Source organism: Pseudomonas sp. UBA6310, from assembly GCF_002438225.1.
In the GTDB taxonomy this organism is placed as follows: Bacteria; Pseudomonadota; Gammaproteobacteria; order Pseudomonadales; family Pseudomonadaceae; genus Pseudomonas_O; species Pseudomonas_O kuykendallii.
On record NZ_DJTK01000051.1, the window covers coordinates 1 to 20,390 of the forward strand.

Sequence of the window (20,390 nt, forward strand, 5' to 3'; positions counted from 1 at the left end):
CCGGAGTTGCCGCCGCCGATCACCGCCACGCGCTTGCCCTTGAACAGCGGACCGTCGCAGTGCGGGCAGTAGGCCACGCCCTTGTTACGGTATTCCTGCTCGCCGGGCACGTTCATTTCCCTCCAGCGGGCGCCGGTGGAGAGGATCACGGTCTTCGCCTTGAGGCTGGCACCGCTCTCGAACTTCACTTCGTGCAGGGCACCTTCGCCGCTGGCCGGGATCAGCTGGCTGGCGCGCTGCAGGTTCATGATGTCGACCTCGTACTGACGCACGTGCTCTTCCAGCGCGCGTGCCAGCTTCGGCCCTTCGGTCTCCTGCACGGAGATGAAGTTCTCGATGGCCATGGTGTCCAGCACCTGACCGCCGAAGCGCTCGGCGGCGACACCGGTGCGGATGCCCTTGCGCGCGGCGTAGATCGCCGCCGCGGCGCCGGCCGGGCCACCGCCGATGACCAGCACGTCAAAGGCTTCCTTGGCGTTGAGCTTCTCGGCGTCGCGGGCCGAGGCGCCGGTGTCGATCTTGGCGAGGATCTGCTCGACGTCCATGCGGCCCTGGCCGAACAGCTCGCCGTTCAGGTAGATGCTTGGCACCGACATGATCTGGCGGTCGTTGACTTCGTCCTGGAACAGCGCTCCGTCGATGGCGACATGGCGGATGTTCGGGTTGAGCACGGCCATCAGGTTCAGCGCCTGGACCACGTCCGGGCAGTTCTGGCAGGACAGCGAGAAGTAGGTCTCGAAGTTGAATTCGCCTTCCAGGCCCTTGATCTGCTCGAGGGTTTCAGCCGTGGCCTTAGACGGGTGGCCGCCAACCTGCAACAGGGCGAGGACCAGCGAGGTGAATTCGTGGCCCATCGGCAGGCCGGCGAAACGCAGGCTGATGTTGCCGTTGGGACGGTTGAGCGAGAACGACGGCTTGCGGGCGTCCGCGCCATCGGTCTTGAGGGTGATCTTGTCGGTCAGGCTGACGATGTCCTGCAGCAGGCCGAGGGTTTCCTGAGATTTCGCGCTGTCATCGAGGGACGCGACGATCTCGAACGGCTGGGTGACCTTTTCGAGGTAGGCCTTCAACTGGGTTTTAAGATTGTCGTCCAACATGGCGGCGGTTTCCCTTTTGCTGAATTTTGAGAAAAGAACGCCCGGGCGGATCGCACCCGGGCGTCGGGCACCTTGAGACGTTTAACCTCGTGGCGCTTGGAACGGTTTGTCAGGGGTCAACGACGACCTGACGAGCGCTCGATTTAGATTTTGCCGACCAGGTCCAGCGACGGAGCCAGGGTCTTCTCGCCTTCTTTCCACTTGGCCGGGCAGACTTCGCCCGGGTGAGCGGCGGTGTACTGGGCGGCTTTCAGTTTGCGCAGGGTTTCCGACACGTCACGAGCGATCTCGTTGGAGTGGATTTCCACGGTCTTGATCACGCCTTCCGGGTTGATCAGGAAGGTGCCGCGCAGGGCCAGGCCTTCTTCCGGAATGTGCACGCCGAAGGCGTTGGTCAGTTGGTGGGTCGGGTCACCGATCAGCGGGAACTGAGCCTTGCCAACGGCCGGCGAAGTTTCGTGCCATACCTTGTGCGAGAAGTGGGTATCGGTGGTGACGATGTACACCTCGGTACCGGCCTTCTGGAACTCGGCGTAGTTGTTGGCGGCGTCTTCGATCTCGGTCGGGCAGTTGAAGGTGAAGGCAGCCGGCATGAAGATCAGTACCGACCACTTGCCTTTGAGGGATTCCTCGGTGACTTCGATGAACTTGCCGTTGTGGAATGCGTTGACTTTGAAAGGCTGGACTTGAGTGTTAATCAGAGACATCAGTGGAGCTCCTTCAGGGGGTTTGGAAAATTTGATGTCGCCATCCTAACGAGGTTGGCGGGAAAGTTTTAATTGATTGAGGCGATGACTGTCATTGGCTGACTCTATGCAGCGGCGCCTCGCGCGCGAAGAACATGATCGACCAGTCGCCCGCAACACGCCAGCAGCGAAAACGGCCCGCAGGGGGCCGCTCCGTTCCATCGGGGATTGTCATGTCTGGGTGTGACACTCCCAAGACCCCGATGTTCGTCAGCGCGGCTTGTAGACCTGCCCGGTCTGCGCGCCCTCGACGCTCTTCGCGTAGGCCAGCGCCGCTTCCGCCGCGGGGATCGGCTTGAAGCCGCGGAAATAGCTGGCGTACACCTCCATCGACTCCTCGACCACCGTCGGGCTTACGGCGTTGACGCGCAGGCCGCGGGGCAGCTCGATCGCCGCGCCGCGGACGAAACCGTCGATCGCGGCGTTGACCAGGCTCGCCGAGCTGCCAAAACGGATCGGCTCGTCGCTGATGATGCCCGAGGTGAAGGTGAAGGACGCGCCGTCGTTGGCGAACTCGCGGCCGATCAGCAGCAGGTTGACCTGGCCCATCAGCTTGTCGCGCAGGCCGACGGCGAACTGTTCCTCGCCCATCTCGGCCAGCGCGCCGAAGTGCACCTTGCCTACCGCGCTGACCAGCGCATCGAACCGGCCGATCTGCTCGAACAACCGACCGATCGAGGCCGTATCGGTGATGTCGACCTGATGGTCGCCGTTGCTGCGGCCGACCCGGACGATCTCGTGGCGCGGGGCGAGTTCGGCATCGATCGCCTTGCCGAGGGTGCCGCTGGCGCCGATGAGGATGATCTTCATGGAGCTGCTCCTGTCGGGGGATGGGCACCCAGTGTAGGCGCAAGCCGGGCACGGCGGTGAGCGCCTGCGCGGCAGTGGGCACTGCGCAGGCGCTATCATGTGCGCTCCTTTTGCCGACGATGACCCCCATGACTACGGAAACACCGACGCTGCTGACCGCCCTGGAAACCGCCGACATGCTGCTGATCGACGACCTGCACGCCTGGCAGTTCGCGCTGGACGAGGCGGCGCTGGCGCAGGTCGCCCAGGGCGTCTTCGCCGACGCCGACAGCCTGCTGAGCATCGAGTGCATGGACGGCCGTACTCGCCGCGTCTGGCGCTTCTCTTCCGTGCAGGTACGGGCCGCCACCTTCGATGCGCCGAGTGACAGCTGGCGCGTCGCCGACGCCGATGGCGAACACCGGCTGGTGTGCCTGGCGGCATTCGGTGGCGACGACAGCGACGCCGAAGAAGACGACGCCAGCAACGACGCGTAGAAAACGCGAGCCGCCTGACAGCGCGCATGAAAAAACCGCCCCGAAGGGCGGTTTTTCGTTCTGGCAGGCTTAGCCGCCGAGGTAGGCGTCGCGCACCTTCGGGTCGTGCAGCAGTTCCTGGCCGCTGCCCTGCATGACGATCCGGCCGTTCTCCAGCACGTAGCCGCGGTCGGCGAGCTTGAGCGCCTGGTTGGCGTTCTGCTCGACGAGGAACACGGTCACGCCGTCTTCGCGCAGCTGTTCGATGATGTCGAAGATCTGCTGGATGATGATCGGCGCCAGGCCCAGCGACGGTTCGTCGAGCAGCAGCAGCTTGGGCTTGCTCATCAGCGCACGGCCGATGGCGAGCATCTGCTGCTCGCCGCCGGACATGGTGCCGGCGCGCTGCGCCAGGCGTTCCTTGAGCCGCGGGAACAGGTGCAGCACCTTGTCCAGTTGCTGCTGGTTGTCCGCCTTGCTGCCGAAGAAGCCGCCCATGGCGAGGTTTTCCTCGACGGTCAGGCGGGCGAACACGCGGCGGCCTTCCGGCACGACGGCGATGCTCTTGCGCATGATCTGCGGGGTTTCCAGGCCGACCAGTTCCTCGCCTTCGTAGCGAATGCTGCCGCTGGTGGCCTGCGGCGTGCCGCAGAGGGTCATCAGCAGGGTGGATTTGCCGGCGCCGTTGGCCCCGATCAGGGTGACGATCTCGCCCTTGCGGACTTCCACGCTGACGCCGTGCAGCGCCTGGATCTTGCCGTAGAAGGTGGACACGTTATCGAAATACAGCATTGGATTACGCCTCCCCCAGATAGGCTTTGATCACGTCCGGGTTGTCGCGGACCTGCGCCGGCGTGCCGTCGGCCAGGGGCGTGCCCTGGTTGATCACGAAGATGTGGTCGGAAATGCTCATCACCAGGTGCATGTCGTGCTCGATCAGCAGCACGGTGACGTTGTGCTCGTCGCGCAGCACGCCGATCAGTTGCTTGAGGTCTTCGGTTTCCCGCGGGTTGAGGCCGGCGGCCGGCTCGTCGAGCATCAGGATGCGCGGGCGCGTCATCATGCAGCGGGCGATCTCCAGGCGGCGCTGCTGGCCGTAGGCGAGGGTGCCCGCCGGGCGGTTGGCGACGTCGGTCAGGTTGACCCGTTCCAGCCAGTGCGCGGCGAAATCCATCGCCTCGCGCTCGCTGCGGCGGTAGCCCGGCGTCTTCAGCAGGCCGGCGAGGAAGTTGGTGTTGAGGTGGCGATGCTGCGCCACCAGCAGGTTTTCCACGGCGGTCATGTCCTTGAACAGGCGCACGTTCTGGAACGTCCGCACCACGCCCTTGCGCGCGATGTGATGGCCCGGCAGGCCTTCGATCTGCTCGCCGGCGAGGCGGATGCTGCCGGAAGTCGGCTTGTAGAAACCGGTCAGGCAGTTGAACACGGTGGTCTTGCCGGCGCCGTTCGGGCCGATCATCGAGACCACCTGTTTTTCCTCGACGCGCAGGTTCACCCCGTTGACGGCCAGCAGGCCGCCGAAACGCATGGACAGCCCGCTCACTTCAAGAATCGGCTGGCTCATCGTTTCAACTCCAGGTGGGGACGCTGCATGGGCAGCAGGCCCTGCGGACGCCAGATCATCATCAGCACCATCAGGGCGCCGAACATCAGCATGCGGTACTCGCTGAACTCACGCATCAGCTCGGGCAGCAGGATCATCACGATGGCGGCGAGGATCACCCCCAGCTGCGAACCCATGCCGCCGAGCACGACGATGGCGAGGATGATCGCCGACTCGATGAAGGTGAAGGATTCCGGCGTCACCAGACCCTGGCGGGCGGCGAAGAAGCTGCCGGCGAAACCGGCGAAGCAGGCGCCGAGGGTGAACGCCGAGAGCTTGATCGCGGTGGGGTTCAGGCCCAGCGCGCGGCAGGCGATCTCGTCCTCGCGCAGCGCTTCCCAGGCGCGGCCGATGGGCATGCGCAGCAGGCGGTTGATCACGAACAGGGTCAGCAGCACCAGCAGCAGGGCGATCAGGTAGAGGAAGATCACCTTGTTGATCGAGTTGTAGGCCAGGCCGAAGTACTCGTGGAAGGTCTGCATGCCCTCGGCGGCCTTGCGCTCGAAGGAGAGGCCGAACAGCGTCGGCTTCTCGATGTTGCTGATGCCGTTGGGGCCGCCGGTGATGCTGGTCAGGTTGCGCAGCAGGATGCGGATGATCTCGCCGAAGCCCAGGGTGACGATGGCCAGGTAGTCGCCGCGCAGGCGCAGTACCGGGAAACCGAGCAGGAAGCCGAACAGCGCGGCCATCGCCCCGGCGATCGGCAGGCAGGTCCAGAAGCCGAAGCCGTAGTAGCTCGACAGCAGCGCGTAGCTGTACGCGCCGACGGCGTAGAAGCCCACGTAGCCGAGGTCGAGCAGGCCGGCGAGGCCGACGACGATGTTCAGGCCGAGGCCGAGCATCACGTAGATCAGGATCAGCGTGGCGATGTCCACCGCGCCGCGCGAGCCGAAGAACGGCCAGACCAGCGCGAGCATGACCAGCGCCAGGATGATCCAGCGCTGCGTCGACGGCAGGGTGAGGAAGTTGCCGGCACCGGCCGGTACGCTCGGCAGGTTCGGGCTGGCGGCCCAGCCGGCGGCCAGGTGATGGCGGAACAGCTGCCAGACGAACATCGCCACGGCGCAGCCGGCGATGATCCACAGGGTGGTGGCGCTGGCGCCATGCACCTGCAGGCCGATGCCCACGGTGGTCAGCTTGAGGCCGAGCACCGGGTAGGCCACGGCGATCACCAGCAGGGCACTGAAGAACGCGGTCTTGAGTTTGTGTGCGGTCATACTTTTTCAACCTCCGGGCGGCCCAGGATGCCGGTCGGCCGGAACAACAGAACGAGAACCAGCAGGCTGAAGGCGACGACGTCCTTGTACTGGTCGCCGAACAGGTCGGCGCCGAAGGCTTCGGCGACGCCCAGCACCAGCCCGCCGAGCATGGCGCCGGGGATGCTGCCGATACCGCCGAGCACCGCGGCGGTGAACGCCTTGATCCCGGCGAGGAAGCCCAGGTGCGGGTTGATCACGCCGTATTGCAGGCCCAGCAGCACCGCCGCGACCGCCGCCAGGGCGGCGCCGATGACGAAGGTCAGGGCGATGATGTTGTTGGTGTTGATGCCCAGCAGGTTGGCCATCTTGATGTCTTCGGCGCAGGCGCGGCAGGCGCGGCCGAGGCGCGAACGCGAGATGAACAGCGTCAACCCGAGCATGGTCAGGGTGGTGACGACGAAGATCAGGATCTGCATGTAGGAGATCGTCACGCCGTTGTCGCCGAGCACCAGGTTGCCGGGGATCAGGTTGGGGATCGCCTTGTCCTTCGAGTCCTGGGTCAGCAGGACCTCGTTCTGCAGGAAGATCGACATGCCGATCGCCGAGATCAGCGGGATCAGCCGGTTGCTGCCGCGCAGCGGCCGGTAGGCGACCCGTTCGATGCTGTAGCCATACGCACTGGTGACGATGACGCTGGCGGCGAAGGCCGCGATCATCACGATGGGCAGGCTGTGGATGCCGAACATGGCGAGGCCGGCGATGGCCATGAACGCCACGTAGGAACCGATCATGTACACCTCGCCGTGGGCGAAGTTGATCATGCCGATGATGCCGTAGACCATGGTGTAGCCGATGGCGATCAGGGCATAGGTGCTGCCAACGGTGAGACCGTTAACCAGCTGCTGAAGGTAGTGGTAGAGCTCGGGCATTACCTGACTCCTGGAACATCCCGTACTGCGGCGCTCGTGACGCGTGGATGTCCGGAACATGCGGATAGACAAAGCCCACTGCGCGAACGCAGTGGGCTTTGGGTTTCAAGCGTGACGCTTACTTGGCTTCGGTCTTGGTACCGTCCTGGTGCCATTCGTAGACCACGAAGCTGAAGTCCTTCAGGTCGCCCTTCTCGTCGAAGCCGAGGCTGCCGGTCGGGGTGTCGAAGCTGTTGGCGCGCAGCGCTGCGGCGACCTTGTCGGTGTCGGTGCTGCCGGCTTTCTTGATGCCTTCGGCGATCACCTGGACCGCGGCGTAGGCCGGGAACACGAACGGACCGGTCGGGTCCTGGTTCTTCGCCTTGAAGGCCTCGACCAGCGCCTGGTTCTTCGGATCCTGGTCGAAGGATTTCGGCAGGGTGACCAGCAGGCCCTCGGAAGCCGGGCCGGCGATCGCCGAGATTTCCTTGTTGCCCACGCCTTCCGGACCCATGAACTTGACCTTCAGGCCTTTTTCACTGGTCTGGCGCAGCAGCAGGCCGAGTTCCGGGTGGTAGCCGCCGTAGTAGACGAAGTCGACGTTGGCCTGCTTCAGCTTGGCGATCAGCGAGGAGAAGTCCTTGTCGCCGGAGTTGATGCCTTCGAACATCGCGACCTTGACGCCCTTGGCCTCCAGGGTCTGCTTGACGGCGGTGGCGATGCCTTCGCCGTATTGCTGCTTGTCATGGATCACGGCAACCACTTTCGGCTTGACGTGGTCGGCGATGAAGGCGCCGGCGGTCGGGCCCTGCAAGCTGTCCAGGCCGATGGTGCGGAAGATCAGCTTGTAGCCGCGCGCGGTGATTTCCGGGCTGGTGGCGGCCGGGGTGACCATCATGATGCCTTCGTCTTCGTAGATGTCCGAAGCCGGCTGGGTGGAGCTGGAGCACAGGTGGCCGACGACGAATTTCACGTCGTCGTTGACGATCTTGTTGGCCACGGCGACCGCTTGTTTCGGGTCGCAGGCATCGTCGTAGACCACGCCTTCGAGTTGCTCGCCGTTGACGCCGCCGGCCTTGTTGATCTGCTCGATCGCCATCTTGGCGCCGATGAACTGCATTTCACCGTACTGGGCGACCGGGCCGGTCACGGGGCCGGCGAGGGCGATCTTGATGGTGTCGGCGGCAACGGAATAGCTGGCAGCGCCGGCCAGGGCCATGGCGGCGAACAGTTTGGAAAGCTGCTTGGTAGCCTTGTTCATTGGTGCTCCACTCTCTGGTGTTTTGGTTGTGTCGGCTCTGCGCGGCAGGCCGTGGAACCGAACGGTAGACCCTCCGGGTCATGCCCGTACAACTGTACCGGTACAGTGTAAGGCGGGCGTCGACGGCTTGAAAGCCAGGGCGCCAAGCGGAACGGAGGGGTGTCGCCTAAACGCAACAAGTGTACAAAATTCCGCCGCAAATTCCTCGTCTCGCATGCTGTTTGCATAGATCTGACCGGAACATCGGGAGCGGGGCGAGGCCGGGGCACGCCGTTGCGCAGGCCGCGCAGCTCATCGCGCGCCAGCCGCGACGGTTTGGCGCGCTGCGCCCTGGGCATTATCATTCGTCTCCGCGACAGCCACAGGTGAGTCCATGACCGGCTCCGACGAAACGCTCTACGCCAAGCTTCTCGGCGAAACCGCAGCAATCGGCTGGGCCGAGCTGCAGCCTTTTTTCGCCCGTGGCGCGCTGCTCTGGGTCGCGCCCGCGCTGGACCTGGTGGAAGTCGCCCAGGCCGTGGCCGAGGACGACGGCGAAAAGGTCGGTGCATGGATGCGAGACGGTGCGCTGGGCAAGATCGAGGACGCCCTCGCCGAAGACCTGGTCGCCCGCGATCCGCCGCTCTGGGCGGTGGTGGTGGCGCCCTGGGTGCTGGTGCAGGAACGCGACCTCGGGCAGGGTGCCAGGCACTGAAACTATCCACGGGCAGACAGTCCGATCCTTTATGCCTTACGGGAGCACCACATGTTCGAATCGGGCCATCTGCATCTGCACCACCTCAGCTTCCCGGGTATGCCGGACGGGCAGGAGTTCTCCATCGACGTGCACTACGAGGTACGCAGTGACGCGCAGGAAGGGCAGATGCTGCACATGCTCATGAAGGGCGACGTGGACGGCAAGGCCTTCGAGGAGACCTTCGAGCTTCACCGCGACGACGCCTTCAATTTCGCCACCAAGATCAGCCGGATCGCCGAGCAGCATGGCAGGCATCCGCATTTCGGCAGCGTGTTCGTCGATCACAAGGATTTCGACGCGATGTTCGCCGACATCCGCCGGCTGCTCGATCTCAAGCCCGGCGAGCCGATGAACCTCGATCACCTCGGCCAGGACGGTCTTTGAGCGGCGCCAGCCCGGACCGGGCTGACGTCCGACGCTTGCAGGAGCACCTTTAGATGAGCGCGTTGCCGAAGCTCGCCTTCGCCGGCACAGGCCTGATGGGCCAGCCCATGAGTCGCCGCCTGCTGGCGGCCGGCTATCCGCTGCGGGTATGGAACCGCAGCCCGGACAAGACCGAAGCCCTGGCCGCGGCCGGCGCGATGGTCGTCGATGGCCCCGCCGCGCTCTGCGCCGGTAGCGACGTCGTGATGCTCTGCCTGAGCGATACCGCGGCGGTGCGCGACGTGGTGTTCGGCGCCGGCGGTATCGTCGAGGGCGCGCAGCCCGGCCAACTGCTGGTGGATTTTTCCAGCCTCGATCCAGCCGAGACCCGGCAGATCGCCGCCGAACTGGCCTCGCGCACCGGCATGCGCTGGGTCGATGCGCCGGTTTCCGGCGGCACCGTGGGCGCCGAGGCCGGCAGCCTGACGATCATGGCCGGCGGCGAGGCGGCGGACATCGAGCAGCTGCGGCCGATCCTGGCGCACCTCGGCCAGCGCCTGACCCATATGGGCGACGTCGGCGCCGGCCAGGTGACCAAGGTCTGCAACCAGATGATCGTCGCCTGCAACGCCCTGGTGATCGCCGAGGTGGTGGCCCTGGCCGAGCGCTCGGGCGTCGATGCCACGCTGCTGGCACCCGCGCTGGCCGGCGGCTTCGCCGACTCGAAACCGCTGCAGATTCTCGCCCCGCAGATGGCCGAACGGCGCTTCGAGCCGATCCGCTGGCACGTGCGCACCTTGCTCAAGGACCTCGACACGGCGGTGAAACTGTCCCGCGAGCAGGGCTCGGCGACGCCCATGAGCGGCCTCGGCGCGCAACTGATGCGCCTGCACGGCGGCCACGGTTACCTGGCTCGCGATTTGGCCACCCTGATCGAGCACTACCGGGAGTTGGAGGCATGAAGATCGCCGCGAACCTGTCCCTGCTGTTCACCGAGTTGCCGCTGCTGGAGCGCATCGAGGCCGCCGCCGCGGCGTGTTTCGACGGCGTCGAGGTGCAGTTTCCCTACGAGGTGTCGGCGCAGGATTTCAAGGATGCCCTCGACGCTGTCGGCCTGCCGCTGCTGCTGTTCAATCTGCCGGCAGGCGACCTGATGCAGGGCGGCCCGGGCCTGGCCGCGCTGCCGCAGCGCCAGGCCGAGTTCGACGAGGCCCTGCGCCTGGCGCTGGATTACGCCCGGGTGCTGCGCCCGCGCTGGGTGAACGTGCTGGCCGGGCGCCTGGCCGAGGGCGTTCCCCGCGAGCTGGCGTTGCAGACGCTGACGGCGAACCTGCGCCGCACCGCCGAGGCGTTCGCCGAGCTGGGCATCGGCGTGCTCGCCGAGGCGATCAATCCGCTGGACATGCCCGGCTTCCTGATCAACACCCCGGAGCACCTGCAGGCGCTGCTCGAGGCGGTGGCGCACGAGAATTTCCGCGCGCAGTTCGATCTCTATCACATGGCGCGCCAGGGTCTCGACCCGGCCGCCGGGATCGAGGCGCTCGGCGAGCGTATCGGCCATGTACAGTTCGCCGATTGCCCCGGCCGCCACGAGCCTGGCAGCGGCACGCTGGATTTCGCTTCGGCGTTGCAGGCGCTGCGCCGCAGCGGCTACCGCGGCTGGCTGGCGGCGGAATACCGGCCGGGCGGGGCAACCGTGGATTCCCTCGGTTGGCTGCCGAGCTGGCGCTCAGACCAGGCTGATCTGCCCGGATAACGGCAGCGGCAACTCCGGCCGATCGGCGAGGAAACTCTCCAGTTGCGCCATCGGCAGCGGCCGGCAGAACAGGAAGCCCTGCATGAAATCGCAGCCCTGGTCGCGCAGGAAGCTCACCTGCTCCTGCGTCTCGACGCCCTCGGCGACCACCTGCAGGCGCAGCGCGTGGGCCATTGCCAGGATCGCCTGGATGATCTGCCGGTCCTCCTCGGTCGCCGCCAGGTCCTGGATGAACGAGCGGTCGATCTTCACCGTGTTGATCGGCAGGCGCTTGAGGTAGGCGAGCGACGAATAGCCGGTGCCGAAGTCGTCGATCGCCAGGGACACGCCGAGCTGGCGGATCTCCTGGAGCAGCGAGATCGCCCGATTGATGTTGCTCATCAGCGCGTTTTCGGTCACCTCCAGTTCCAGCATCCGCGGCTGCAATCCGGACTGGCGCAAGGCCTGATCGACCTCGTCGGGGAGCTGTTCGTGGGCGAGGTTCAGCGCCGAGCAGTTCACCGTGACGATCAGCGGCGGATGACCGCGCGCCTGCAAACGGGCGACGTCGTGGCAGGCGCGGCGCAGCACCCAGCCATCCAGTTCGGTGATGAAACCGTTGGCCTCGGCGATGCCGATGAAGCGGTCCGGCGAGAGCATGCCGTGCTGCGGATGCTGCCAGCGCACCAGGGCTTCGAGCTTGGTGGTGCGGCCGCTGCGCAGGTCGACGATCGGCTGGTAGAACAGCTGCAGCCCCTCGTCGCGCGCCAGCGCCTTGCGCAGGTCCTCCTCCAGTTCCAGCTCGAACGACGCCTTGCTGCGCAGCCGTTCGCTGAAGAAGGTGAAGTGGTTGCGCCCGCTGCCCTTGGATTGATAGAGCGCCATGTCCGCGTGCTTGAGCAACTCGTCGCAAGCGTCGCCGTCCTGCGGGAACAGGCTGATGCCGATGCTGGTGGTCATCACCATGCTGCGCCCGGCGAGGGCGATCGGCTCCTTCATGGTCTGCATCACCCGTTGCGCCAGCAGGCGCGCGTCGTCCTGCTGCTCGAGGCTGGCGAGGATGCAGAACTCGTCGCCGCCGAAGCGGGCGATGGCGTCGCCCTCGCGCACCGCGCTGCGGATGCGCTGGGCGATCACCTGCAGCAGTTCGTCGCCGGCGTCGTGCCCGAGGCTGTCGTTGATCCGCTTGAAGTGGTCGATGTCGAGGAACATCACCGCCATGTCGCGGCGTTGTTCGGAGTGTTCCTCGAGCTTCTCGGCGAACAGCGCGTTGAAGCCGCGACGGTTGAGCAGGTTGGTCAGCGCGTCGTGGTGCGCCGCCTTCTTCAGCGACGCCTGGGCATGGTCGAGCTTGCGCAGCAGCGCGTTGACCCGGCGCAGGTCGCGCTCCTTGCTTTGCAGCTTGCGGTTGGTCCAGGCCGCACCGAGGCTGATGACGATGATCATCAGTGTGATCAGGCCGATGCTGAGGCCGAGTTGCAGGGTGTCGTTCGCCGGCTGCAACTGGAGCGGCGTGCCTTCCGGCACCGCCAGCGTCATCGCGTGCATCCCGGTGAAGTGCATGGAAAGGATCGCCAGCGCCACCAGTGCACTGGCACCGAGCTTGAGCAGGCGCTGGCGGGACGTGGTGCGCCGGCGGAAGTGCATGGCCAGCAGCAGGATCACCAGGCTGGCGGCGACGGCCAGTATCAGCGAAAGGACGAAGAGGCGCGGGTCGTAATGCTGGCTGGCCGGGGAGACGATCGACAGCATGCCGCTGTAGTGCATGGCGGAGATGCCCAGGCCGATGCAGACCGCCGACACCACGTAACGCCGCATCGGCAATGCCGGTTTGTTCAGGGTGAACATCGTCAGCGCCGCGGTGATCAGCGCGATGATCAGCGAAGCGAGGGTCGCCGGCAGCGTGTAGTGGATCGGAATCGGCGCGCGGAAGGCCAGCATGCAGAGAAAATGCAGCGACCAGATGCCGCCGGCCATGCACAGCGCGCCCAGTACGCCCCAGGTCAGGCGCCCGCGCCGCCGCCGCGCATGCACCATGCGCTCGGTGATGCCCAGAGTGGTGAATCCCGCTGCCGTGGCGACGATGAAGGCGAGCATCACCAGCCAGCCGTTGTGCATGCAGTGCAGCGCGACCATTCCCTCCCTGGGCAGGTTGAACAGGGCTGCAAGACCGGGCGATTCCATGTTGATCGGGACTCCAGGCGGGGACGCTTGCCCTTAGAGCGTGTGGCGGTTTCTTTGTTCAAATAAACGACGCCAGAGAATCGTCGTTATATCGCAGCAACTGCAAGGCTGTCGCATTTGCTGACATAACACCCGCGAATGGTCGCAGACACCCGGGGCCTGCCGTCTTAGATTGCAGTCAGGCGCCTGGGCCGCGGTATGACCAGGGAAGTTATAACAACAAGAGAGACCGACCCATGCAGCCCTCCACGCAAGCGGCGAATGCCTGGCGCATCCTGTTCCTGCTGTTCCTCGCCAACCTGTTCAACTTCTTCGATCGCACCATCCCGGCGATCATCATCGAGCCGATCCGCCACGAGTGGGGCCTCAGTGACCTCCAGCTGGGCCTGATCGGCACCGCCTTCACCCTCGTCTATGCCATCGCCGGCGTGCCGCTGGGGCGCATGGCCGACACCGGCGCGCGGCGCAAGATCATGGGCTGGGGCCTGGCGGCCTGGAGCGGTCTTACCGCGATCAACGGCCTGGCCTGGAATTTCTGGAGCTTCCTGCTGATCCGCATGGGCATCGGCATCGGCGAGGCCAGCTACGCGCCGGCCGCTAACTCGCTGATCGGCGACCTGTTCCCCGCGCACAGGCGTGCCCGCGCCATGGGCATCTTCATGCTCGGCCTGCCGCTGGGGCTGCTGCTGGCGTTCTTCACCATTGGTGCAATGGTCGAGGCGTTCGACAGCTGGCGCGCGCCGTTCTTCATCGCCGCCGTGCCTGGCCTGCTGCTGGCGGCGTTCATGTTCCTGATCAAGGAGCCGGCACGCGGCGCGGCGGAGACGGTCAAGGTGGATGCCGCGCCGGTGGAGAAACCGCTGCGCAAGGTGCTGGTGATCCGCACCTTCTGGTGGCTGACGCTGGCCGGCCTGGCGTTCAACTTCGCCACCTACGCCTGCAACTCGTTCATGGTGCCGATGCTGATGCGCTACTTCCTGCTGCCGTTGCAGCAGGCGGCAGTGGCGACCGGGGTGATCGTCGGCGTGACTGGCCTGATCGGCCTGACGCTGGGCGGCTGGGTGGCGGACCGGTTCCACCAGAAATCCGAGCGCGGGCGCTTGATGTTCGCCGCGGTGAGCATGCTGGTGGCGGCGGTGGCCACCGGTTTCGCGCTGTTCTCCGGGCGCATCGAGATCGGCCTGTTCATCACCGTCTACAGCATCGGCTGGCTGTTCTCCTACAACTTCTACACCTGCGTCTACACGGCGATCCAGGACGTCATCGAGCCGCGCCTGCGCGCCACCGCGATGGCGCTGTTCTTCGCCGGCCTGTACCTGCTCGGCGGCGGCCTCGGCCCATTGGTCGTCGGCGTCCTCTCCGACTACTTCGCTCAGGCCGCGATGCACGCCGCCGGCGCCAGCCAGATGAGCGAGGCGTTCAAGGCGGTCGGTCTGCACAACGCCATGTACCTGATCCCCTCGGCGCTGTTCGTCACCATGCTCTGCCTGCTCCAGGCGATGCGCAGCTTCGCCCGCGACTCGCGTGCGATGCAGGCCGGATTGGTGGCCGCCGCCCCGGCGGCCTGATCGGCACGACGAAAAAAAGGCCCGCATCTGCGGGCCTTTTTCGTTTCCGGGCTGGCGCCTCAGCCGGCGACCAGCACGCGGATCGCCTCCAGGCGCAGCGCGGCCTTGTCGAGGCAGGCCAGGCCTTCCTCGCGCTGGTGGCGCAGCGCATCGATCTCGCTGTCGCGCACGCTCGGGTTGACCGCCTGCAGCGCCACCATGCGCGCCAGCTCCTCGTCCAGTTCGGCCATCAGGCGGTGCTTGGCCTGTTCGACGCGTTCGATGTGGCGCGGGCTGACCTTCGCCTCGGCGGCGTTGATCTGCGGGCCGAGCACGTCGCGCTGGGCCTGGATGAACTTGTTGGCGCTGGCCCGCGGCACGCTTTCGAGCTGATCGTTGAGGGTCTCGAAGGCGACCTTGGAGGCCAGGTCATTGCCATTGCCGTCGAGCAGGCAGCGCAGCGCCACCGGCGGCAGGAAGCGCCCGAGCTGCAGCGCACGGGGCGCCACCACTTCGCTGACGAACAGCAGTTCGAGCAGCACGGTGCCGGGTTTCAGCGCCTTGTTCTTGATCAGCGCCACCGCGGTGTTGCCCATCGAGCCGGCCAGCACCAGGTCCATGCCGCCCTGCACCATGGGGTGTTCCCAGGTGAGGAACTGCATGTCCTCGCGGGCCAGCGCCTGGTTGCGGTCGTAGGTCACGGTGACCGCCTCGTCGTCGCCGAGCGGGAAGCTGGCGTCCAGCATCTTCTCGCTGGGGCGCAGCACGAGGGCGTTCTCGGAGTGGTCCTCGCTGTCGATGCCGAATGCGTCGAACAGCTCTTCCATGTAGATCGGCAGGCTGTACTGGTCGTCCTGCTCCTCGATCGCCTCGACCAGCGCGACACCTTCGCCGGCACCGCCGGAGTTCAGTTCCAGCAGGCGGTCGCGGCCGGAATGCAGTTCGCCTTCGAGGCGCTCGCGCTCGGCGCGCGCTTCGTCCACCAGCGCCTGCCATTCGCCATCGTCGCCGCCTTCGAGCAGCGGCAGCAGGCGCGGGCCGAACTGGTGCTGCAGGGCATTGCCGGTAGGGCAGGTGGCGAGGAAGGCGTTCAGCGCCTGGTGGTACCACTGGAACAGGCGCTCCTGCGCGCTGTTTTCCAGATAGGGCACGTGCAGCTGGATGACGTGCTTCTGGCCGATCCGGTCGAGGCGGCCGATGCGCTGCTCGAGCAGGTCCGGATGCGCCGGCAGGTCGAACAGCACCAGGTGATGGCTGAACTGGAAGTTGCGGCCCTCGCTGCCGATTTCCGAGCAGATCAGTACCTGCGCACCGAATTCCTCGTCGGCGAAATAGGCGGCGGCGCGGTCGCGTTCGAGGATGTTCATGCCTTCGTGGAACACCGTGGTCGGAATGCCGGAGCGCACGCGCAGGGCGTCCTCCAGGTCGAGCGCGGTCTCGGCGTGGGCGCAGATCACCAGTACCTTGAATTTCTTCAGCATCTTCAGCGTGTCGATCAGCCACTCGACGCGCGGGTCGAAGCGCCACCAGCGCTCTTCGCCGGCGTCCGGCTGCGCCTGGTAGCTGAGTTCCGGATACAGCTCGGCCTGTTCGCCGAGCGGCAGCTCCATGTACAGGTCCGGATTGGGCAGCGGATACGGGTGCAGCTGGCGCTCGGGAAAGCCCTGGACCGCGGCGCGGGTGTTGCGGAACAGCACGCGGCCGGTGCCGTGGCGGTCGAGCAGCTCGCGGACCAGGCGGCCGCTGGCGTCGATGTCGCCGTCGCTGATGGCGGCGATCAGCGCTTCGCCCTCCGCGCCGAGGAAACCGCCGATGGTGGTCTGCGCGGCCGGCGAAAGACGGCCGTTCTCCAGCAGCTCCTGCACCGCCTCGGCGATCGGCCGGTAGTTGGCGCTCTCGGCGCGGAACGCTTCCAGGTCGTGGAAACGGTTCGGGTCGAGCAGGCGCAGGCGCGCGAAATGGCTGTCCTGGCCAAGCTGCTCCGGTGTCGCGGTGAGCAGCAGCACGCCGGGAATCACTTCGGCCAGCTGTTCGACCAGCGCGTACTCGGGGCTGGCCTTCTCCGGATGCCAGACCAGATGGTGCGCCTCGTCGACCACCATCAGGTCCCAGCCGGCGGCGAACGCGGCGTCCTGGGCCTTCTCGCTGCGCACTAGCCACTCCAGGGAAACCAGGGCGAGCTGGGTGTCCTCGAACGGGTTGCTGGCATCGCTCTCGGCGAAGCGCTCGCCGTCGAACAGCGCCACCTGCAGGTTGAAGCGCCGGCGCATTTCCACCAGCCACTGGTGCTGGAGGTTTTCCGGAACCAGGATCAGCACGCGGTTGGCGCGCCCGCTAAGCAACTGGCGATGGATCACCAGGCCGGCCTCGATGGTCTTGCCCAGGCCCACTTCGTCAGCCAGCAGGACGCGTGGGGCGATGCGGTCTGCGACTTCACGGGCGATGTGCAATTGGTGAGCGATCGGTTGCGCACGCGCGCCGCCCAGGCCCCACAGCGAGGATTGCAGCACGCGGCTCTGGTGTTCGAGGGTGTGGTAACGCAGGGCGAACCAGTTCAGCGGGTCGATCTGCCCGGCGAACAGGCGGTCGCTGGCCAGGCGGAACTGGATGAAGTTGGACAGCTGGGTTTCCGGCAGCGTCTGCGCCTGGTTCTGCTCGTCGAGCCCGTGATAGACCAGCAGGCCATCGACGGTCTCGACTTCGCGCACGGTCAGCTTCCAGCCTTCGAAGTGGGTGATTTCGTCGCCGGGGGCGAAGCGCACGCGCGTGAGCGGCGCGCTGCGCAGGGCATACTGGCGGGTGTCGCCGGTGGCCGGGTAGACCACGGTGAGCAGGCGACCGTCCTGGGAGATGACCGTGCCGAGTCCCAGCTCTGCTTCGCTGTCGCTGATCCAGCGTTGCCCCGGTTGATACTGCTGCGCCATGCCGCTCTCCGTCTGAGAAATCGCTTCGAAAAAGCCGGTTATCTTAACGGAAGGACCGGCGCAGGGCGACGGCACTTGCCGATTCAGGCACAGTCCAAGGTGCTGCAAACGCGTTGCAACGACGAAAGGACAGCCGCCTGGCTAAAGGTAGCCGGCCGCGCGCCGACAGACATCGCAAGGAGGGATTGAAGATGCTATCGCCGATAACCCCAACCATGTTGCCGGTCGCCACCCAGCCGGACCCGGTCGTGCAACGTCCCGTGGTTCCCGCCGTCGCGCCGGTGCAGCAGACCTCCGCCGAGGACGCGGTGGCGCTGGACAGGCGCCACCCGCAGGAAACCGAGGAGCTGCTGCGCGAGGAGCAGCGCCGGCGTCAGCGCCGCCGTGCCTACAGCGCCGCCGAGCTGGCGGAGGGCAACGTCGACGAAGCCGATGCCGAGGCGGTGGAAGCCCTGCCGCGCCAGGGCCTGTGGGTGGATGTAGAAGTTTGAGCGGCATGGACCTGTTCGCCGATGTTGCGCTGCAACTGGCCGACGCCGATCTGCGCTACCAGCCGGGCTGGCTGGACGCCGAAACCGCCGACGCCTGGCTGCAGGCGCTGATGCGCGATACGCCCTGGGAACAACCGATCGTGCAGGTGCATGGCCGGCGCCTGCCGGTTCCGCGACTGGTCGCCTGGTATGCCGATCCCGGCGTTCACCTCAGCTATTCCGGGCTGACCCATCGCGCGTCGAGCTGGACGCCGTTGCTCGCGCAGATCCGCCGGCGCGTCGAAGAGGCCGCGGGGCAAGCGTTCAATGGCGTGCTGATCAACCACTACCGCGATGGCCAGGACTCCATGGGCTGGCACGCCGATGACGAGGGCTACCTGGGGCGCAATCCCGTGATCGCCTCGCTGAACCTGGGCGGCGCGAGACGCTTCGACCTGCGCCGCAAGGGGCAGAGCCGCATCGAACATTCGCTGGCCCTCGGCCACGGTTCGCTACTGGTGATGGGCGGTACGACGCAGCATCATTGGCAGCACCAGGTGGCGAAAACGCGCAAGGCCTGCGCGCCCCGCCTCAATCTCACCTTCCGTCACGTGCTGCCCGAGCACCGGTAGCCTGATGGATGCGCGGCACGACGCGGAGGTTTCCTGCGTAGCCGGCATGAGCGGGCGCCCCGTCAAGTCACCCGATGGGGCTCGCCGGGAGCGGCGGTCGAAGCGGGCGTGCGGCACCTTTCGAAAAGCACTTGGTTTTCGTTCGACTCACTAATTAGAATCACTCTCATTTGATATCCGTCGCCCGGGTTCCTTGAGATGACTGAAGCAGTGACGTCGACGGAGCGGTCCCTTGATGCCTTGTACCGCGACCACCATGGCTGGCTGGAAAGCTGGCTGCGCCGGCGAATGGGCAACGCCTGGGATGCGGCGGACCTCAGCCAGGATACCTTTCTGCGGGTGCTCTCCAGCTCCCAGAAAATCGCCGACATGCGCGAGCCCAGGGCTTATCTGCTCACCGTGGGCAAACGCCTGTTGAGCAACTTCTACGCTCGACGCAGCCTGGAACACGCCTATCTCGAAGCCCTGGCGCAAATGCCTGAAGACAGCGTGCCGTCTGCGGAACAACGCTGGCTGCTGCTGGAAACGTTGCACGCGCTCGATGAGCTGCTCGACGGGCTGCAGGCCCAGGTGCGCCGCGCCTTTCTATTGAGTCAGCTCGACGGCCTTGGCTACCGCGATATTGCCGAACGCCTGGAGGTTTCGGAGCGCACCGTCAAACGCTACATGGCCCAGGCCTACGAGCATTGCCTGCTGGTGGAATGGTGACGCGCCGAGTGCCCTCGAACGAGGATCGCGAGGTAATACGCCAGGCGGCACAGTGGTTGGCGCTGCTGGAGTCGGCGGGCACCTGCGAGGACGATCACCCGGAGTTGCAGAGCTGGCGTAAGAGTTCCAGTACCCACGAGCGCGCCTGGCAGAAGGCTCGCCAACTGCGCGAGCGCTTCTGCGGCCTGCCGTCGGGGCTGGCAATGTCCACTCTGGACCGACCGGACCAGGGCCGTCGCGCGCTGCTCAAGCGAGCCTTGGGCATTGCCGCGGTGGTTCCTGCAGCCTGGCTGCTGAGTCGGCAATTGCCGCTGGATGTCTGGCGCGCCGACCTCCACACCTCCACCGGTGAACTCCGTAAGCTACCGCTGGCCGCAGGTAGCCTGCTGCAACTCAACACGGACAGTGCCGTGAATCTGGACCTGGGCAGCGGCGTCGTGACGCTGCTGCGTGGCGAAATTGCGCTGAGCGTACCGGGCAACGCGGCACTGGCCATCGAGGCGCCATATGGGCGCATCCTCGTAGGTCGGAGCGCGGTCTGTGTACGGCTCAATTCCAGCGATTGCCAGGTGTCGGTGCTCAGCGGCTCGGTTCAGTTGGGGCCGTTGCGGGGCGTGTCGATGGATTTGCATGCAGGTCAGCAGGTCCGTCTGGCGTTGAACGGGGCAGGGCCGATTGGCGTCTTCGACGTTTCCGCGCCCGGTTGGCGCGAGGGCGTACTGACGGCGCAGGACCAGGCCCTGGGTGACTTCCTGCGCGAACTGAGCCGTTATCGCGCCGGCCTGTTGCGCTGGGAGCCCGAGCTCGAAAGCCTTCGTGTCACCGGCACATTCCGTCTCGACGACACCGACCAGATCCTTTCGTTACTGGCTGCCAGCCTGCCGGTCGAGGTGCAGATGCGTAGCCGTTACTGGGTAACTCTGCGGTCTCGCAAAGCCTTCACGCAGAAGAACAGTGCGTAAAGCCCGTCCCTTTTTTTCAGCTCACCGGTCATTCCCGGTAAGTGAATAAA

The 20,390-nt window shown here is 65.9% G+C and carries 20 protein-coding genes; 10 read left to right on the forward strand and 10 right to left on the reverse strand.

Translation table 11 applies throughout. The annotated features are described in order from the left end of the window. The 3 genes from ahpF to B3E91_RS12000 form a co-directional block, all read right to left on the reverse strand. Nucleotides 1–1,097: alkyl hydroperoxide reductase subunit F (ahpF, locus tag B3E91_RS11990; RefSeq protein WP_287029610.1), on the reverse strand; the 1,097-nt coding region annotated here is incomplete at its 3' end. A 143-nt stretch (nucleotides 1,098–1,240) separates the two neighbouring features. Next, entirely contained in the window at nucleotides 1,241–1,804 is a 564-nt protein-coding gene (ahpC, locus tag B3E91_RS11995) for an alkyl hydroperoxide reductase subunit C (protein ID WP_090228623.1), read from the reverse strand. Between the two features lie 249 nt (nucleotides 1,805–2,053). Beyond that, nucleotides 2,054–2,653 (reverse strand): short chain dehydrogenase, encoded by a 600-nt coding sequence (locus B3E91_RS12000; RefSeq protein WP_287029611.1) that lies wholly within the window; start codon nucleotides 2,651–2,653, stop codon nucleotides 2,054–2,056. Nucleotides 2,654–2,781: 128 nt separating this feature from the next. On the opposite strand from B3E91_RS12000, the gene B3E91_RS12005 reads away from it, so the two are divergent. Continuing rightward, nucleotides 2,782–3,129 (forward strand): DUF5629 family protein, encoded by a 348-nt coding sequence (locus B3E91_RS12005; protein ID WP_287029612.1) that lies wholly within the window; start codon nucleotides 2,782–2,784, stop codon nucleotides 3,127–3,129. A 69-nt stretch (nucleotides 3,130–3,198) separates the two neighbouring features. Here B3E91_RS12005 and B3E91_RS12010 read toward each other — a convergent pair whose 3' ends face one another. From B3E91_RS12010 to B3E91_RS12030, 5 genes are all read right to left on the reverse strand, one after another. Then, nucleotides 3,199–3,900, reverse strand: coding sequence for an ABC transporter ATP-binding protein (locus tag B3E91_RS12010; RefSeq protein WP_273232873.1), 702 nt, complete (start codon nucleotides 3,898–3,900; stop codon nucleotides 3,199–3,201). Nucleotides 3,901–3,904: 4 nt separating this feature from the next. Continuing rightward, nucleotides 3,905–4,672, reverse strand: coding sequence for a high-affinity branched-chain amino acid ABC transporter ATP-binding protein LivG (livG, locus tag B3E91_RS12015; protein WP_090228615.1), 768 nt, complete (start codon nucleotides 4,670–4,672; stop codon nucleotides 3,905–3,907). Beyond that, nucleotides 4,669–5,928, reverse strand: a complete 1,260-nt coding sequence (locus B3E91_RS12020) for a high-affinity branched-chain amino acid ABC transporter permease LivM (RefSeq protein WP_090228613.1) — start codon at nucleotides 5,926–5,928, stop codon at nucleotides 4,669–4,671. The genes livG and B3E91_RS12020 overlap by 4 nt, the downstream gene beginning before the upstream one ends. Continuing rightward, on the reverse strand, nucleotides 5,925–6,839 hold the full coding sequence (gene livH / locus B3E91_RS12025) for a high-affinity branched-chain amino acid ABC transporter permease LivH (RefSeq protein ID WP_090228610.1): 915 nt from the start codon (nucleotides 6,837–6,839) through the stop codon (nucleotides 5,925–5,927). The genes B3E91_RS12020 and livH overlap by 4 nt, the downstream gene beginning before the upstream one ends. Before the next feature lie 118 nt (nucleotides 6,840–6,957). After that, nucleotides 6,958–8,079 carry a branched-chain amino acid ABC transporter substrate-binding protein gene (locus B3E91_RS12030; protein ID WP_273232869.1) on the reverse strand — a complete coding sequence of 374 codons (1,122 nt, stop codon included), beginning with the start codon at nucleotides 8,077–8,079 and terminating at the stop codon, nucleotides 6,958–6,960. A gap of 373 nt (nucleotides 8,080–8,452) precedes the next feature. On the opposite strand from B3E91_RS12030, the gene B3E91_RS12035 reads away from it, so the two are divergent. The 4 genes from B3E91_RS12035 to B3E91_RS12050 are packed head-to-tail and all read left to right on the forward strand — an operon-like array spanning nucleotide 8,453 to nucleotide 10,934. Further along, entirely contained in the window at nucleotides 8,453–8,773 is a 321-nt protein-coding gene (locus tag B3E91_RS12035) for a DUF2288 domain-containing protein (RefSeq protein WP_273232868.1), read from the forward strand. A 51-nt stretch (nucleotides 8,774–8,824) separates the two neighbouring features. Then, a complete protein-coding gene (locus B3E91_RS12040; RefSeq protein ID WP_282343381.1) occupies nucleotides 8,825–9,199 on the forward strand; it encodes a DUF5064 family protein in 375 nt (124 codons plus the stop codon). A gap of 53 nt (nucleotides 9,200–9,252) precedes the next feature. After that, nucleotides 9,253–10,140: an NAD(P)-dependent oxidoreductase gene (locus tag B3E91_RS12045; RefSeq protein ID WP_287029616.1), complete on the forward strand. Its 888-nt coding sequence runs from the start codon at nucleotides 9,253–9,255 to the stop codon at nucleotides 10,138–10,140. Continuing rightward, nucleotides 10,137–10,934 carry a hydroxypyruvate isomerase family protein gene (locus tag B3E91_RS12050; RefSeq protein ID WP_287029617.1) on the forward strand — a complete coding sequence of 266 codons (798 nt, stop codon included), beginning with the start codon at nucleotides 10,137–10,139 and terminating at the stop codon, nucleotides 10,932–10,934. The genes B3E91_RS12045 and B3E91_RS12050 overlap by 4 nt, the downstream gene beginning before the upstream one ends. On the opposite strand, the gene B3E91_RS12055 is transcribed toward B3E91_RS12050, so the two are convergent. Beyond that, nucleotides 10,908–13,097, reverse strand: coding sequence for a putative bifunctional diguanylate cyclase/phosphodiesterase (locus B3E91_RS12055; protein ID WP_287029618.1), 2,190 nt, complete (start codon nucleotides 13,095–13,097; stop codon nucleotides 10,908–10,910). The genes B3E91_RS12050 and B3E91_RS12055 overlap by 27 nt on opposite strands. Before the next feature lie 236 nt (nucleotides 13,098–13,333). On the opposite strand from B3E91_RS12055, the gene B3E91_RS12060 reads away from it, so the two are divergent. Then, nucleotides 13,334–14,665 (forward strand): spinster family MFS transporter, encoded by a 1,332-nt coding sequence (locus B3E91_RS12060; RefSeq protein WP_286786250.1) that lies wholly within the window; start codon nucleotides 13,334–13,336, stop codon nucleotides 14,663–14,665. Between the two features lie 59 nt (nucleotides 14,666–14,724). On the opposite strand, the gene rapA is transcribed toward B3E91_RS12060, so the two are convergent. Next, nucleotides 14,725–17,568, reverse strand: a complete 2,844-nt coding sequence (gene rapA / locus B3E91_RS12065) for an RNA polymerase-associated protein RapA (RefSeq protein ID WP_287029619.1) — start codon at nucleotides 17,566–17,568, stop codon at nucleotides 14,725–14,727. A gap of 191 nt (nucleotides 17,569–17,759) precedes the next feature. Between rapA and B3E91_RS12070 the strand changes: the two genes are divergently transcribed. From B3E91_RS12070 to B3E91_RS12085, 4 genes are all read left to right on the forward strand, one after another. Continuing rightward, nucleotides 17,760–18,059 (forward strand): aspartate-semialdehyde dehydrogenase, encoded by a 300-nt coding sequence (locus B3E91_RS12070; RefSeq protein WP_273232857.1) that lies wholly within the window; start codon nucleotides 17,760–17,762, stop codon nucleotides 18,057–18,059. 5 nt (nucleotides 18,060–18,064) lie between these two features. Beyond that, complete coding sequence (locus tag B3E91_RS12075) at nucleotides 18,065–18,670, forward strand: alpha-ketoglutarate-dependent dioxygenase AlkB family protein (protein WP_287029685.1); 606 nt, start codon at nucleotides 18,065–18,067, stop codon at nucleotides 18,668–18,670. A gap of 198 nt (nucleotides 18,671–18,868) precedes the next feature. Next, the gene (locus B3E91_RS12080; protein WP_287029620.1) at nucleotides 18,869–19,378 is read left to right on the forward strand and encodes a sigma-70 family RNA polymerase sigma factor; all 510 of its coding nucleotides are present in this window, start codon (nucleotides 18,869–18,871) and stop codon (nucleotides 19,376–19,378) included. After that, the gene (locus B3E91_RS12085) at nucleotides 19,375–20,340 is read left to right on the forward strand and encodes a FecR domain-containing protein (RefSeq protein WP_287029687.1); all 966 of its coding nucleotides are present in this window, start codon (nucleotides 19,375–19,377) and stop codon (nucleotides 20,338–20,340) included. The genes B3E91_RS12080 and B3E91_RS12085 overlap by 4 nt, the downstream gene beginning before the upstream one ends. Nucleotides 20,341–20,390 lie beyond the last annotated feature (50 nt).

Bases quoted from the DNA above. Each gene is read 5' to 3' on its own strand.
- ahpC (WP_090228623.1), bottom strand. From the start codon at position 1,804: ATGTCTCTGATTAACACTCAAGTCCAGCCTTTCAAAGTCAACGCATTC.
- B3E91_RS12000 (WP_287029611.1), bottom strand. From the start codon at position 2,653: ATGAAGATCATCCTCATCGGCGCCAGCGGCACCCTCGGCAAGGCGATC.
- B3E91_RS12005 (WP_287029612.1), top strand. From the start codon at position 2,782: ATGACTACGGAAACACCGACGCTGCTGACCGCCCTGGAAACCGCCGAC.
- B3E91_RS12010 (WP_273232873.1), bottom strand. From the start codon at position 3,900: ATGCTGTATTTCGATAACGTGTCCACCTTCTACGGCAAGATCCAGGCG.
- livG (WP_090228615.1), bottom strand. From the start codon at position 4,672: ATGAGCCAGCCGATTCTTGAAGTGAGCGGGCTGTCCATGCGTTTCGGC.
- B3E91_RS12020 (WP_090228613.1), bottom strand. From the start codon at position 5,928: ATGACCGCACACAAACTCAAGACCGCGTTCTTCAGTGCCCTGCTGGTG.
- livH (WP_090228610.1), bottom strand. From the start codon at position 6,839: ATGCCCGAGCTCTACCACTACCTTCAGCAGCTGGTTAACGGTCTCACC.
- B3E91_RS12030 (WP_273232869.1), bottom strand. From the start codon at position 8,079: ATGAACAAGGCTACCAAGCAGCTTTCCAAACTGTTCGCCGCCATGGCC.
- B3E91_RS12035 (WP_273232868.1), top strand. From the start codon at position 8,453: ATGACCGGCTCCGACGAAACGCTCTACGCCAAGCTTCTCGGCGAAACC.
- B3E91_RS12040 (WP_282343381.1), top strand. From the start codon at position 8,825: ATGTTCGAATCGGGCCATCTGCATCTGCACCACCTCAGCTTCCCGGGT.
- B3E91_RS12045 (WP_287029616.1), top strand. From the start codon at position 9,253: ATGAGCGCGTTGCCGAAGCTCGCCTTCGCCGGCACAGGCCTGATGGGC.
- B3E91_RS12050 (WP_287029617.1), top strand. From the start codon at position 10,137: ATGAAGATCGCCGCGAACCTGTCCCTGCTGTTCACCGAGTTGCCGCTG.
- B3E91_RS12055 (WP_287029618.1), bottom strand. From the start codon at position 13,097: ATGGAATCGCCCGGTCTTGCAGCCCTGTTCAACCTGCCCAGGGAGGGA.
- B3E91_RS12060 (WP_286786250.1), top strand. From the start codon at position 13,334: ATGCAGCCCTCCACGCAAGCGGCGAATGCCTGGCGCATCCTGTTCCTG.
- rapA (WP_287029619.1), bottom strand. From the start codon at position 17,568: ATGGCGCAGCAGTATCAACCGGGGCAACGCTGGATCAGCGACAGCGAA.
- B3E91_RS12070 (WP_273232857.1), top strand. From the start codon at position 17,760: ATGCTATCGCCGATAACCCCAACCATGTTGCCGGTCGCCACCCAGCCG.
- B3E91_RS12075 (WP_287029685.1), top strand. From the start codon at position 18,065: ATGGACCTGTTCGCCGATGTTGCGCTGCAACTGGCCGACGCCGATCTG.
- B3E91_RS12080 (WP_287029620.1), top strand. From the start codon at position 18,869: ATGACTGAAGCAGTGACGTCGACGGAGCGGTCCCTTGATGCCTTGTAC.